The 14,566-nt window shown below is 51.9% G+C and carries 13 protein-coding genes and 1 pseudogene; 5 read left to right on the plus strand and 9 right to left on the minus strand.

Annotation, left to right across the window (positions count from 1 at the left end):
• The 5 genes and pseudogenes from HAV38_RS09305 to adh all read right to left on the minus strand — a co-directional run.
• A partial coding sequence (locus HAV38_RS09305; protein WP_168054733.1) for a T6SS phospholipase effector Tle1-like catalytic domain-containing protein occupies positions 1–1,428 on the minus strand: 1,428 nt, incomplete at its 3' end.
• On the minus strand, positions 1,429–1,971 hold the full coding sequence (locus tag HAV38_RS21885) for a DUF3304 domain-containing protein (protein ID WP_168054735.1): 543 nt from the start codon (positions 1,969–1,971) through the stop codon (positions 1,429–1,431). It lies immediately after the preceding gene.
• Between the two features lie 398 nt (positions 1,972–2,369).
• Positions 2,370–3,107: pseudogene (eutB, locus tag HAV38_RS09315) on the minus strand (ethanolamine ammonia-lyase subunit EutB); the annotation flags it as partial.
• A gap of 331 nt (positions 3,108–3,438) precedes the next feature.
• Positions 3,439–3,846, minus strand: coding sequence for a DUF779 domain-containing protein (locus tag HAV38_RS09320; RefSeq protein ID WP_168054739.1), 408 nt, complete (start codon positions 3,844–3,846; stop codon positions 3,439–3,441).
• 91 nt (positions 3,847–3,937) lie between these two features.
• A complete protein-coding gene (gene adh, locus HAV38_RS09325; protein WP_168054741.1) occupies positions 3,938–5,458 on the minus strand; it encodes an aldehyde dehydrogenase in 1,521 nt (506 codons plus the stop codon).
• Between the two features lie 823 nt (positions 5,459–6,281).
• Between adh and HAV38_RS09330 the strand changes: the two genes are divergently transcribed.
• From HAV38_RS09330 to HAV38_RS09345, 4 genes are all read left to right on the plus strand, one after another.
• Positions 6,282–7,025: a metal ABC transporter ATP-binding protein gene (locus HAV38_RS09330; RefSeq protein WP_168054743.1), complete on the plus strand. Its 744-nt coding sequence runs from the start codon at positions 6,282–6,284 to the stop codon at positions 7,023–7,025.
• Positions 7,022–7,927: a metal ABC transporter permease gene (locus tag HAV38_RS09335; RefSeq protein WP_168054745.1), complete on the plus strand. Its 906-nt coding sequence runs from the start codon at positions 7,022–7,024 to the stop codon at positions 7,925–7,927. Before HAV38_RS09330 ends, HAV38_RS09335 begins: the two co-directional genes overlap by 4 nt.
• 221 nt (positions 7,928–8,148) lie before the next feature.
• Entirely contained in the window at positions 8,149–9,072 is a 924-nt protein-coding gene (locus HAV38_RS09340; protein WP_168054748.1) for a metal ABC transporter substrate-binding protein, read from the plus strand.
• A gap of 157 nt (positions 9,073–9,229) precedes the next feature.
• Positions 9,230–10,165, plus strand: a complete 936-nt coding sequence (locus tag HAV38_RS09345; protein WP_168054750.1) for a 2-hydroxyacid dehydrogenase — start codon at positions 9,230–9,232, stop codon at positions 10,163–10,165.
• Between the two features lie 28 nt (positions 10,166–10,193).
• Here the strand turns inward: HAV38_RS09345 and HAV38_RS09350 are convergent, their stop codons facing one another.
• From HAV38_RS09350 to HAV38_RS09360, 3 genes are all read right to left on the minus strand, one after another.
• On the minus strand, positions 10,194–10,595 hold the full coding sequence (locus tag HAV38_RS09350) for a C40 family peptidase (RefSeq protein WP_311734829.1): 402 nt from the start codon (positions 10,593–10,595) through the stop codon (positions 10,194–10,196).
• A 205-nt stretch (positions 10,596–10,800) separates the two neighbouring features.
• On the minus strand, positions 10,801–12,027 hold the full coding sequence (locus HAV38_RS09355) for an acetylornithine transaminase (protein WP_168054754.1): 1,227 nt from the start codon (positions 12,025–12,027) through the stop codon (positions 10,801–10,803).
• A gap of 216 nt (positions 12,028–12,243) precedes the next feature.
• Positions 12,244–13,266, minus strand: coding sequence for a CDP-6-deoxy-delta-3,4-glucoseen reductase (locus HAV38_RS09360; protein WP_168054756.1), 1,023 nt, complete (start codon positions 13,264–13,266; stop codon positions 12,244–12,246).
• A 37-nt stretch (positions 13,267–13,303) separates the two neighbouring features.
• Between HAV38_RS09360 and HAV38_RS09365 the strand changes: the two genes are divergently transcribed.
• Positions 13,304–14,233 carry an SDR family oxidoreductase gene (locus HAV38_RS09365; RefSeq protein ID WP_168054758.1) on the plus strand — a complete coding sequence of 310 codons (930 nt, stop codon included), beginning with the start codon at positions 13,304–13,306 and terminating at the stop codon, positions 14,231–14,233.
• 61 nt (positions 14,234–14,294) lie between these two features.
• On the opposite strand, the gene HAV38_RS09370 is transcribed toward HAV38_RS09365, so the two are convergent.
• A complete protein-coding gene (locus HAV38_RS09370; RefSeq protein WP_168054760.1) occupies positions 14,295–14,519 on the minus strand; it encodes a hypothetical protein in 225 nt (74 codons plus the stop codon).
• Between the last annotated feature and the right edge of the window lie 47 nt (positions 14,520–14,566).

A 14,566-nucleotide genomic window follows, 5' to 3' on the forward strand; every position in this document is an offset into this window, starting at 1 on the left:
GTCTTTGGCTAACTGCGCGCGCGCTTTCAGTATCGCCACATCGCCGCGCAGTAAATCGTTATAACTCTTGATATTGTGTTGTTCTTGCGGCGTTGCGCGGTAATATCCGACCGAATGCTCCATACTCCCCAGACGCTGCCGCCGATAAGCGTAATACAACGTCATGTGCTGGCGGATGATGCTGTGATAGTCGCCGTTAAAGGAGCTGGCGGCCATATAGTCGTTCCACGCGTAGACTAATTTGGAGTGGATGGCGCAGTCAATTTTTAAGCGTTCATCCATGATGCAATAGGCTGCCAGTGGCACCCCCGCTTTGGTCGCGGCCCGATGCATATGTGCTAATGCGACTTGCGATAACAGCATACCTACCAGACCTTTATCCTTTTCGATACCGCGTCCATGGTCGCCCGGTGCGTAACCGCCACCGAGATCGGCATGGACCCCCGGATAGACGACTTCGGTCACGTTATTTCCTGTGACCCGTGTGACGGGAAAGTTACGGCGCTGTTCATGGGCGGCGACGTAATGCACGGTTTGCCGGACGCAGTCGGGCAACGGTTGCAGCGTTTCTCTGGCCCAGTCCCAATGCCCATCGGCCCAGAATGCCGGCGTAGTTTCGGCAGCGGACTGCGACATCCCGACACTTGCCACGCATTCGAACAGGCCTAAAAATTCAATGCGGGCGGGCATGCCGGCAAAGGTTTTATCCTTCACCAGCAAGTCATTAAACCAGTAACAAAACGCGCGTGCCAGCGTCGCGCCGCGTGAGAAACCGAAGACCGAAAGACTAATCAGCGGGATTTGTGGTAACGGGCGTTTCGTCCGGGCCTCGCGCAGAGAAGTATCCAGTTCTTTGCTAAGTGCGCTAAACCAGCTGCGGCGGTCGGGGCGCGGTGCATGGGCATCACGGAGCGGATCGCCGGTGTCGATGTCTTGCGTGTATTGTTGTAGTTTGGCGGCGATGTCCTTAAGGTTAAACATTGGCCGATTTTCGTTAAATACGCGATGGACTGCATTGTAGACTTCGAGAAGCGCATACAAAATTCGCGCTTGCCCACCTTTGCCAAAGGCTTTGCCTTCCATGGTTTCGCGCCATTCGCGGTTTTCGGGGAAGCGCGTACCGAGGCCCGGTACATAGATCCGGTAGTGTCCCGGTACTTTTAACCATCCTTGTCCGTCGACACTTTTATGGGCATTAAATAACTTGACGATATTGGTGTGACTCTTTAACGGTTCATCGCGAATTCGGTTGTTGTCGGTGCCGTCAAAAAATACGCCAATATTGATGTACTGCTGGCACCATGGAATGTTTCTGGTGGGGCGCGCTTCTTTACGTATTAGCTCACAAATTTCGGCGTAACTTGGCGTCATTTCTTGCTCGACATTATCGGAAATAACCTGTGGTGCGGATTTCACTAGCGTGTTCATTTACTCTTCCTCCGGTGGGGCAATTTTAAGATTCATAGGGATCGGATGGTGTGGCCCGGGGAACGCGAAGGCTGATAGCACCCGTACTTCATCGTTGGCAAAAAAGTGGACGAATAATGTTTCTGGTGTGTCGTACCACCGGATTGCCGTGATTTTTTCTATCCAGTTGTCCTCGCCTCTGATCGGGCGATTCCAGCGGACTTTGACCTTCATCCCTGGTCGCCATTGATCGGGTAGTGTGAAACCGGCAGCGACGAGTCCATTTCCCATTTCATGCGGCTGGCAGTTGAGCGCATAAATGATGCTTTTTGCCATGGTGAGCGGTTCCTGTACGCCATAGGAATGTATATAACCGTCCGTATGATTTGCACAGGCCATTGGCACTGCGCTCGACGGCGTAGGAACAAAAAAAGGAAGTGTATTTGGCGGTAAGTGGCTGATAACTTGAGGTGTGCTGCAAGCGCTGATACCCATCGTGGCGGCAAGCATCAGCGCGTAGTTGATGTGTTTTTTTCGTTGTTCGGCAGTGCTGAAGTTGATCATGGTTTAAAAGGTTATTTTGCTTATTTTGAATCGGGGGGCGTCACTTTTTGAACTTCGTCCAACATATCCACAGTGCTATAAACATCAGAACGCTGGATTGCTTCTATTGCAAGCGTGTTGGAATAGCGCTGGAATACGCGCAAACTGCTCGACTGCAGGACCTGGCAAACCTTCCGCTAATAAGCGTGACACTTAAGCTTGGGAATTAAGCTTAGAATTTAAGCGTGAGAGCGATGTGGTGACATCGCGGCGGTGGAAAACAATGAGGGAATTCTAAACGTGTTACGTCGAAAAAGCAGTAGGAAGATTCTTAGTTTGGGCTAAATAGGGCAAAGTTAAGGTATTTCCTCTAGTTGGAAAATAACCAATGGATTCATTCTCATAAATAGATAGCGCGGAACCGGCGCGCCACGGTTGATTGCTTCCAGCGTATTGGTCACATGCGTGAGTACGCAAGACTGTGTGGGTATCTGATACTGCTGGATAATTTGATCCAGCAGGGTGTTGAGTTTAATCACCTGTTGCACGTTATCGGTGGCCGGATTGATGCCGATGACTGCATCGCCGCTGCCGTACATTAAGCCATCCAAAATGCTGGCGGCAATGCCGGTGTCGTCGTCGGTAGGATGGTTGGGCTGCAGGCGCGTCGAGAGGCGATTGGCAAGTCCGATGGTGTTGCGGAAGCAAGTAACCAGGCGACATTTTTTTGCGACAAGGATCAGGTCCTGGTTGCGCATTATTTTTGAAGCCACCGCCGCCATTTCAGGAGTAATTCCGAGGAGGATCATGGCGAGGATCAATTCATCCACTTGATCGCTAAGTAACCAGTTGCGGAAGTCACCGACTGTCAAATGCCGGATATGGGCGAAGGCTGACGCATCATGGTCATCGATGATCAGGCGCGTGACCTCGTCGGTTTCATAAGCGATCAGTACGTTGTTCAAAAACGTGATCAATGGCAGCGCGGCCAACCTCATTTGAGCAGCGACACGCTCTTCTGCGCTAGCGGCTGCGGTGCCTGCCAGAAAGTCACCCGAGCGAGCAGGCGTGGCTTTCGCCATCAGGTCTTTCAGATCGCGAAATTGGTAGGTTTTAGTGCCTACCGCATGGCTGAACTGGACAGGTGGATGGTGCATATGCCGCCCTGTTTTTGTATCTTAAAAAACAAAACTACCGTTCATGGAAAAACCGACGGACGCACTTACTTTCTGCGCTAATCATTTGCGCTTATTGTCGTCGTCCGACCACCTGGAGGATGCGGCCATCCGGTAACGCACAGGCCTCACATCTTGCCATGCGAATCTTTGCCCAAGCTATAAGAATAATCTACATTTGCATCGGATGGGCAGGACGTACGCAGAGGTGCCGGGACAGGCGCTGATAGCGCACGGAGGAGATCATCGAAGAACTAAATATTATCGATCAGGGCGTGTCAGCGCTGACCGATAAAGGGGAGCTCACATTGCATTAAGCGCCGCCTTGTGGTCCCAGTAATTGCGGTAGTTTCGCCAACTCATTGTATTCTTCATCGCTAAACAATCGGGAGCGCGTCAAAAAGCGGCGGCCTGATCCATTGTCTAACGAAAACATGCCGCCGTTGCCATTGACGACATCAATGATTAATTGGGTGTGTTTCCAATATTCAAATTGCTCAGAGCCAATATAAAATGGTTCGCCATCCAGATCACCCAAATAAACATCTGCATCGCCGACCTGAAAATCGCCGCGAGCGTAACACATGGGCGCACTGCCATCGCAGCAACCGCCGGATTGAAAAAACATGAGCGGACCATGCTTTTTTCGTAGCGTTTGTAGCAGTTCCAGGGTCGCTTCAGTGGCGGTAACGCGGGCGGGAATAGTAATAGTGGCAGACATAAAAGCCTTCCGTAAATAGGTAAAACTCTGCGCCACCTGATGGTAGTGCAGAGTTTGTTTTACAAGTTACAAGTTAACCTTGAACAGGTTCTTAGAAAAAGCCTAAAGCGTTAGGGCTATAACTCACCAGCAAGTTCTTGGTTTGTTGATAGTGATCCAACATCATTTTGTGGTTTTCGCGACCGATACCCGATTGCTTGTAGCCACCAAATGCCGCGTGAGCAGGGTACAGGTGATAACAGTTGGTCCATACGCGACCAGCCTGAATCTCGCGACCCATGCGGAAGGCACGTGAGCCATCGCGTGTCCACAATCCTGCGCCCAAACCGTACAGCGTGTCGTTCGCAATTTCCAGAGCTTCTTCTTCATCCTTGAACGTTGTTACTGACAGCACTGGTCCAAAAATTTCTTCCTGGAAGATGCGCATTTTGTTATTACCTTCGAACACTGTTGGTTCCATGTAATAGCCAGTGCTGAGGTCGCCGCTTTGTTGCGTGCGTGCGCCGCCGGTCAGCAATTTAGCGCCTTCTTGTTTACCGATGTCGATGTACGACAGGATTTTTTCCAGTTGTTCCAGCGATGCTTGCGCGCCGATCATGGTGCTCATTTCTAGCGGATTGCCTTGCTTGATGGCTTTCACGCGTTTCAATGCGCGCTCGATGAAGCGCTCGTAGATTGATTCTTGAATCAACGCACGGGATGGGCAAGTGCACACTTCGCCTTGATTCAGGGCGAACATGGCAAAACCTTCCAGGCATTTGTCAAAGAATGCATCGTCCTGATCCATGACATCGGCAAAGAAGATGTTAGGCGATTTGCCACCTAGTTCCAATGTAACCGGGATGATGTTTTGCGATGCGTATTGCATGATCAAACGACCGGTGGTTGTTTCGCCCGTAAATGCGATCTTGGCGATGCGCTTGCTGGATGCCAGCGGCTTACCGGCTTCCAGACCGAAGCCCTGGACGATGTTCAGGACGCCTGGCGGCAGCAGATCTTGCACTAATTCAATCCAGACCATGATCGAAGCAGGCGTTTGCTCCGCTGGTTTGAGGACGATGCAATTGCCCGCCGCCAACGCTGGTGCCATTTTCCAGACAGCCATCAGAATCGGGAAGTTCCACGGAATGATTTGACCTACAACGCCCAAAGGCTCATGGAAATGATAGGCGTAAGTTTCAGCATCGATGGTAGAAACCGTGCCTTCTTGTGCGCGGATGCAACCGGCAAAATAGCGGAAATGATCAATTGCCAGTGGGATGTCGGCTAGCGTTGTTTCACGCAATGGCTTGCCATTGTCAATGGTTTCTGCAATGGCCAGCGTCTCAAGATTGGCTTCCATGCGATCTGCGATTTTAAGCAAAATGTTGGCGCGATCGGCTGGTGATGTGCGACCCCAAGCGCGCTTGGCGGCATGGGCGGCGTCTAGCGCCAGATCAACGTCTTCTGCAGTGGAGCGGGCTACTTCGCAGAACGCTCTGCCGAGGACCGGACTAATGTTTTCAAAGTACTCGCCCTTGACCGGTGGAACAAATTTGCCACCGATGAAATTATCGTAGCGTTGCTTAAAGGGATTTTTAATGCCTAGTTTGCTGATGTCTGCTAGATTCATGTCGTCCTCCGAAAGAGTTTTAATTAATTAATTACCAAGTTGGCAGTAGGCCAAAGTGCAACAGGCACCCTTACTGTTTGCAAAGGTCGTGCCAATCCTTTTAAGGGTCCGGAACAGTGGCTAAATTCTGCCACTAAAACCGCTGGAGCGCCACGCCAGTATTGGGTCTTGTCCATTTTGTAGACGACGGCTCGTGACGTTTCAGAATAGTCCGGTAACAAATGAAAGTCGGGTGCTGTTTTATTTTGGAACACTCTTGAGTGGCTGCTGTTCCGAATTTGAACTCGCGGCTCAAAACATCGCTTTTATGCTTGAAGCAGGCAACCCGATGTGCCGATAAACGTGGCGACTTAGTGGCACACCTGAAAATAAAACAATAATCAGAAGATCAGAAATCACCAAATGCAACTTAGTTGCACTATAATCGCTTTCTGCAACTATGTTGCAATATGCTGAAGTCTGGTGCTACAGTTTTAAACTTGGCTTGAGGCAGAGTATTCGTACCGCAACTGGAAAATACAAAGCGATCACAAATTGCGCAGGCTTCGGGCGCGTTAGACGGGTTAGACGGGTTAGACGTGTCGTGCTTTGGAGCGCTATCGAATTCAGTAAATCGTTAATTTGTGCTCGATTTTTTACGTGTTACTTATCGTTAACAACCTTGCCGTGAATGTAAAGCCAAGATGTCGATCATTTCGCCTCCTGTTATTAAAAAGCGTAGCAGTATGCTAGCCCGTTCGGCCTGGTTCCGCCTCATGCTGGTGCTGCCTGTTTGCGTCCTGTTCTGGGTAGGTGTCTGGTGGGCATTGGTTGGGGCGACAGGATGAAGCCGGCAGTGACAGTACATAATCTGACGGTCGCTTACCGTCAGCATCCTGCGTTGCATCACATTAGCGGCAGCTTTGACCCCGGTTCATTGACAGCAATTATTGGGCCGAACGGCGCTGGTAAAAGCACGTTGCTGAAGAGCTTGCTTGGATTGGTGCGTATCGATAGCGGTCACGTTGATATCAGTGTGCCGCGCAAGCGCATTGCGTATTTACCGCAACAGGCCGAGATTGACCGTGGTTTTCCGATTTCCGTGATGGATTGTGTTTTGCTTGGCTACTGGCAAAGTGCCGGTTTGTTCGGTGGGATCAGCAAAGAAATGGCAGAAAAAGCCGATGCGGCCTTGCACGCCGTGGGTTTGAATGGATTTGCAGAGCGCCCGATAGGAAGTTTGTCGGCTGGTCAGTTTCAGCGCGTACTATTTGCCCGTATTTTGTTGCAGGACGCAGAGTTGATATTGCTCGATGAGCCGTTCAACGCCGTTGATGCCAAAACGACAGAAGATTTGCTGATTATCATTCAGACCTGGCACACTCAGCAACGCACGGTCATTGCTGTGCTGCACGATAACGAGCAAGTGCGCCGTTATTTTCCGCAATCCGTATTGCTGGCCCGACGCCTGGTCGCGTGGGGCGATACCGCGCACGTTCTGACCGAGGCACACTTGCGACTGGCTAAAAACATGCCGGAAGCACAGGATCCGAATGCGCCATTTTGTCAGCCAGGGGTTGCCGCATGAGCTTCATTTCGTTACATTGGCTATCCTCCCTTTATCAATTTGCGTTAGCACCGTTCCAGGAGTTCGCGTTCATGCGACGCGCCTTGATTGGTATTCTTGCGTTGGCGCTTAGCAGTGCGCCGCTAGGTGTTTTGCTGACCTTACGCAGGATGAGTCTGTTTGGCGATGCGCTCAGTCATGCGGTGTTGCCGGGCGTTGCTGTAGGTTTTATGTTGTTTGGCTTGTCGTTGCCAGCGTTAAGTATCGGCGGCTTTTTGGCAGGTGTGATTGTGGTCGCGATTGCCGCGTTGATCAGCCGTCACACGGATTTAAAAGAGGATGCGAGTCTTGCATCTATTTACCTGATTGCGTTGGCGCTGGGCGTGATGCTGATATCTGTCAATGGCTCCAAACTGGATTTATTGCACATTCTTTTTGGTAACGTGCTGGGCGTGGATCGCGAAGGTCTGTTCCTGGTCGCAGGCGTAACAACCGTCAGTCTGGTCGTTGGTGCCATGATGTATCGCGGCCTCGTGTTAGAGAGTTTCGATGCCTCATTCCTGGCCGCTTGCGGCGTCAAAGGCGCGAGGGGTGCGTTATTTCAGCAGTTATTTCTGATGCTGGTAGTGCTCAATCTGGTAGCCTCTTTCCAAACGCTGGGAACGCTGATGGCAGTGGGGCTGATGATGCTGCCAGCGGTATCTGCCCGTCTATGGCATGACACTTTGCCTGCACAACTGCTCAATAGCGCGCTACAAGCTGCCGCTGCCGGATACATCGGTCTTTTACTCTCGTATTACACCTCGACACCTTCTGGGCCGACCATTATTGTTTGCGCCGGCGGATTGTATGTGATCTCTCTGCTGATCGCACCGCGCGGTTGGTTGTCTAAATTATGGAAGCGACCGCATCGGTTGGCCTGACGGTTCGTCGCCGCTAATTGCTCACCGGCGACCTGCAATCACGTCCGTTGTGTGTGTACCCACAATCTGCGCAAGCTGATTTGTTGAGACACGTAAAGCGTGACGTAAGTCTGCACCGGAGCCTCGGCCTAGCGCTCCCAATGTGGGTAATGGGCACAACAGCGCCCGCTCAAATGCATAATATTCTTTTTGTCCCGAGTTTAATCTCTAAGGAGTGACGCATGACGCGTTTTAAGCAAGTTCTATCGATAACGATGGCTGTCGCCGCATTAATCCTGGTCAACGGTAGCGCTGACGCAGCAACCAAAATGCCGGTAGTCGTAAGCTTTAGCATCCTGAGCGATATCGTCGCCAATGTCGGCCGCGATCATATCGTGATCTCGACGCTGGTCGGGCCGGACGAGGACGCGCATGTGTATGCGCCGACACCAAAGGACGTCAGAACGTTAGCCAGCGCCAAGGTTGTGGTGATCAACGGGCTTGGTTTTGAAGGCTGGCTTGAGCGCCTGACCGATGCGGCTAATTACAAGGGTACATTGGTCGTGGTCAGCGACGGCATTCATACCCGTCATCGTAAGGAGGAGGGCGGGTCGGATGCTGATCACGCCGCGCATCGTCTGGACCCGCATGCGTGGCAGGATCCGACTAACGTGATGATCTACACGCGCAATATTGTCACGGCATTGAGCAAAGCAGATCCTGCCAATGCTGTCGCGTATAAAAATAATGGTGACGCCTACATTCAGGCGCTACTCGCTTTAGACAGTTGGGCACAAGCGCAGTTTGCACAGATAGCCGACGCACGTCGCAATGTCATTACTTCGCACGATGCGTTTGAATATTTCGGTGCACATTTTAAGGTGCGTTTTCTTGCGCCCCAAGGCGTCTCAACTGAAAGCGAACCAAGCGCCAAAGATGTGGCAATGCTGATCCGACAAATTCGTGAAGAGCATAGCAAGGCGCTTTTCTTTGAAAATATGAGCAATCCAAAGCTACTCCAGCAAATAAGCGCCGAAGTCGGTGTCAAGCCGGGGGGTAAATTGTATGCCGATGCCTTGTCACAGGTGGGCGGCAGCGCCCCGACTTATCTGGCGATGATGCGCTTTAACGTTACACAAATTATGGATCGTCTGAAGCTGGAGTAAATGACGTGCCAAGCCTGGGAGGGGCAAAGCGACTTTACTTTTCCCTTGGTTATGCATCCTTGCCGTATGGCGAAATGCCGTTGAGCGGCGGCAAGCAGATATGGCAAATGACCAGTAACATACTGACTTCCTTCAACGTATCAACCATCTCGCTATCATGAAGCCTACCCTGCTTATTCTCAGTGATTTTTCCGATCAACATCTGGAGCAGATTCGGCAAGCTTACAACGTTCTGTATGCGCCCCGGCCAGCGCAAAGGAGTGCAGAAATCGCCAGCAACGGCGCACAAGTTCAGGCGGTATTAACCATAGGCAGCGTAGGCTTAAAAGCGGAAGAAATGGCCCTCATGCCCAACTTGACACTGATCTGTGCGCTGGGTGCAGGATATGAGGAAATTGACACTGGAGCCGCCCGTGCGCGCAACATCGTAGTCTCTAATGGTGCCGGAACCAACGATGCCTGTGTTGCTGACCATGCGATGGGATTGCTGTTATCGGCGGTGCGCGGAATTCCACAGCTGGGCGTGGCGTTACACCAGGGCATCTGGCGCACCGCATTGCCGTTGCCTGCTAACGTCTCTTTTAAACGACTGGGAATATTAGGCCTCGGTACGATCGGTCAGCAAATTGCTAAGCGTGCGCTAGGGTTCGACATGGAAATCGGTTATCACAGCCGTTCTGCCCGCCAGGATTGCCCATTTACCTATTTCGATTCCTTACTGGGACTGGCGCAATGGGCGGACTTTTTGGTAGTCGCCACCCCGGGCGGTCCCGGCACGCGCCATATAGTGAACGCGGCAGTGCTCGATGCATTGGGACCAACTGGCGTGCTCGTGAATATTGCGCGCGGAAGTGTGGTGGATACAGAGGCCTTGTCCCAGGCTTTACGGCGGCAGGGGATCGCCGCGGCTGGCCTCGACGTTTACGAAAGTGAGCCAGCGCCACCGCAGCAGCTGATGCATCTGCCTAATGTGGTGTTGACGCCGCACGTTGCAGGTTGGTCGCCAGAATCGGTAGATGCCACGGTGGACCTGTTTTTGGAAAATGCGGAGCGGCATTTTGCTGGCCTGGCGGTGTTGACACCTGTCGTATAACGCACGCTTAAGTCGATCTCACACAACCTTAGTCGAAATACCGACGCACAGACTCAAAGCGCTGCGCATAGTATTTTGTCTCAAGTCGATCAATTCTGACTTTGCCATTGGTGGACGGCGCGTTGATGAAACGGCCGTCGCCAATATAAATGCCGACATGTGAAAACGGTTTGTTCATCGTATTGAAGAATACCAAATCACCTGGACGCAATTCGCTTACCGGGACTTCACGGCCCTGCTGCGCGATCATCGCGGCACTGCCGTTTACATTGAGTCCAACGGCTTGTTTAAAGACATAACTCACCATGCCGCTGCAATCCAGTCCCGCCTCGGGGTTTTTGCCACCGAAGCGGTAATTAGTATCAATCAGTCCCAATGAATAAAAGACGATTTCGTTGCCGGTTGCGCTCGGCGGAACGTGCGAATTCATATAGGCACCGCTGACCGGTGCCGTTTTACGAATGTTATCCCCGCCCGTGCTACAAGCCACCAATATCAGCGCGCAACAACTCACGAGAACCCTTTTAACTATCAACAAATTCATAAGTTGCTCTAAAACTCTCGCTCCACAACATTCGATTAATGGCGTGCGGACCGCCTAGCTGGCTTGCTATTAAGCTTGGACTAAGCTCGGACTATGCCAGTTTCGATGCTGCCGAATGATTGATAACCTGATCTAGTACCGCCGACAACATCGTGATCATTTGATCGATTTCGGCGACGGTGACGTTTAGCGCCGGCATAAAGCGCAACAAATCTGGACGTGGCGAGTTTAACAGTAGGCCGACCGGATGCATGTCACGTGCTATATCGACGATTTGCGGACCGATGTTTTTACCTAACTTTAACGCGCGGAGCAAGCCCTCACCACGCTCGCCATCTAGCCCATATTGCGCCGACAGCTTGAGCAGTTCTGCGCTTAAATAGGCGCCTTTGTCATTGACCGATTGCATGAAGCCGAGTGCCAGTAATGTCTTCAAGACTGCGCTACCGACCGCCGTCATCAATGGATTGCCATTATAGGTGCCGCCCTGATCGCCGGGTTCGAAGCAGGCCACGTCTTCGCGCGCCAACAGGGCCGCTAACGGCACGCCGCCACCGATGCCTTTGCCTAACGTCATGATGTCCGGCGTAATATCCGATAACTGGTACGCAAACAACTTGCCGGTACGGCCCATACCTGACTGTACTTCGTCCACGATCAACAACAGGTTATGTTTTTCAGTCAGGGCGCGCAGCCCTTGCATGAATTCACGTGTCGCCGGGATGACGCCGCCTTCGCCTTGTACCGGCTCCAGCATTACTGCCACAGTGCGCTCGTTGATCTGACTCTCGACGCTGGCGAGGTCGTTGAGGTCGGCCTTAGGAAAGCCCGGTACTTGCGGCGCAAAAATAGTGTCCCAACCGGGCTTGCCACTGGCTGACATTGTCGCCAATGTACGGCCATGAAAACTGTGATCGAAAGTAATAATCTCAAACCGATTCTGGCCCGCTTTGTTGGGATTTTTTTTGCCCCATTTACGTGCTAGTTTGATCGCACCTTCGTTGGCTTCTGCGCCGCTGTTGGCAAAAAACACGCGGTCAAAGCAGGAATTGGCGGTCAGCAGAGACGCCAATTCGATTGATGGCGCGTTATAAAAAGCCGGTGACGGATTAAGTATCTTTTTAGATTGCGCGACTAGTGCGTCCTGAATGCATTGCGGCGCGTGCCCCAATGCATTGACAGCCCAGCCTTGCAAGTAATCCAAATAGCGTTTGCCGTTATGATCTGTCATCCACATGCCGCTACCTTCGGTAAAAACCAGGGGCGGGCGGTTAGTGATATACATCAAATCGTTGACGGCAAATTGGTTGAATTCCATGGTCGGGCTCCGGGTAAAGGCGCTAAAGAGGCGCTAAAGATTAACAGATAGGATTACGCAAAAACCATATAAATGTAACGAGATGTAATCAGGACCTGATGGATTCACTTTTTTGTCAAGCAGCACTTCTTAACGCAACAGCTTCCGACAAGAATGATCCAGCCACGTTTTAAGTCCTATTTGAAGCCCTGTTCAAGCGATATTTCAAGCCATATTTCAGGCTAGATCGGCTTCCGAGGTAAAAGCGTCCGCGTAAAACTCTTCTGCCGGTAAGTGGCATAAGTTGACGAAATCACGCTTGGCTGAATCTACCACTATCGGTGCGCCGCATGCGTAGACCTGATAAGCCGATAAATCTGGGAAATCCGTCAGTACGGCTTGGTGCACAAATCCGTTGCGGCCGTCCCAGTGATCGTCCGCATGCGCGTTGGATATCACGGGGACGTAGGTAAATGCGGGAATAGTGCGTGCCCACTCTTCGCATAAAGCGTGCATATACAGGTCCTGAGGACGGCGACCGCCCCAATATAATGTCATGGCGCGTCCAGATTCATTGTGTATCATTTGCTCAATGATGGCTTTGATAGGCGCAAATCCGGTCCCCGATGCCAGTAATACGACCGGCTTGGCGGAATCTTCGCGTAAAAAGAAGGTGCCTAAAGGGCCTTCAAAACGCAAGATGTCGCGTTCCTTTAATGTTGAAAATACCTGATCAGTAAACAAACCCCCCGGCATATGTCGGATGTGGACCGAAATTTGCGCATCTTTGTGCGGTGCGTTTGCCATACTATAACTACGACGTTTGCCATCGCGTAGCATGAATTCGATATACTGGCCTGCAAGATATTGTAGGCGCTCGGTTGCTGGTAACTGGAGCGAGATGATGACAACATCATCGGCAACTTTTTCAATTTTAGCAATGCGCGATGGCATCTTTCGGACCGGAAACTCGCCGACGCCCGCTACTTCGCGCGCTTCGATAGTTACATCAGAATGCGGCGTGGCACAGCAAAATAGCGAAAGCCCGAGCGCTTCTTCGGTGACAGGTAAGGCTTTTTCCTGATGCGCGCCATGGGTGATGTTGCCGGAAATTAACTTGCCTTTGCAGGAGCTGCAGGCCCCATTTTTGCAGCCGTAAGGCAAGCCTACGCCAGCCCGTATTGCGGCATTTAAAATCGTTTCGCCCTCGTCGCAAGCGAATTGGCGACCGCTTGGCTGAACCGTTACCTGAAAACTCATACAATCCTGACTATAAAATTAATTATGCAAACTTATTATGAAAAATTTATTACAAAATTCGGCGGGTAAATTAGCCTCTTCCGCTAGGTTCGGTAAGCCGCGGCTACTGATATTCGGATGTGGCGATGTCGGCATGCGTTTGTTGCCGCTGTTGCAACGACGGTTCCGGGTGTTTGCTGTCAGCAGTCAGGCCTCCCGTTGTGCCGAATTGCGCGATGCCGGGGCGCAGCCTGTGCTGGCTGACCTCGATCACCCGCATACGTTGGGCCGTTTGGGTCAACTTGCGCAAATTGTAGTGCATTTGGCACCACCCCAACCGCACGGAAACAAAGATCAACGAACGCGCAATCTGGCGGCTATTTTACCCGAGCATACGACGCTTGTTTATATTAGTACGAGCGGTGTGTATGGCGATTGCGGCGGAGTATCGATTGACGAGACCCGTGCGGTAAACCCGCATAATGCGCGGGCGCAACGTCGCGTCGATGCGGAACAGGTTTTGCGCGCATGGGCCAGGCGCCGTTCAGGGCGACTTTCGATACTGCGGGTACCCGGAATTTACGCTGATGATCGCTTACCTGTCGAGCGATTGATAAAGGGCACTCCGGCCCTGCGGCCGGAAGACGATGTTTATACCAACCATATTCACGCGGATGATCTGGCGCAGATAATATTTGCGGCTATTTTCAAGGGTGCGCCGTCCAGGGTGTATCACGCTGTAGATGATTCGGAAATGAAGATGGGGGATTATTTTGACGCAGTGGCGACGGCATTTGGTTTGCCCCTTGCGCCGCGCTTGCCTCGAGAACAGTTAACGCAGCAAGTATCACCGATGTTGTTATCGTTTATGTCAGAATCCCGCCGAATGCAAAACGGGCGCATTAAAGCTGAATTAGGCGTTCGCTTGCGGTATCCCGAGGTCCACGCAGCGTTGCGGGAGATGACCACGGTGCTGGACGGGGATTAGGCGAGGCAGATATTTGGACGGTTAAGTAAAGCGGAATACGGAGGCGGTGAATAAAACTGACCTAGGTGCTGAGCGCGGGCACATCGCCCAGCATCGGGGCTTCAGTCGGCACACTGTCGTTGGCAGTGATTGCCGCAGACACGATCACAAAAACGACCTTCAATTGCGTGCAAAGCGTTGACTTCGTCAAAAAACCAGATGTTGAGGGTGCGGCCCGGCACGCTGCCAGCACCAAGCGCATGATCGGCCCTTGGTTGAGCGCGCTGGACGAAATCAAGGCCGACATTGCTACAGTACTAATTTCCGATTGCAATAGGCTGGAAGGCAGGCCGG

The organism is Glaciimonas immobilis (genome assembly GCF_011947285.1).
GTDB classification, from domain to species: domain Bacteria; phylum Pseudomonadota; class Gammaproteobacteria; order Burkholderiales; family Burkholderiaceae_D; genus Glaciimonas; species Glaciimonas immobilis.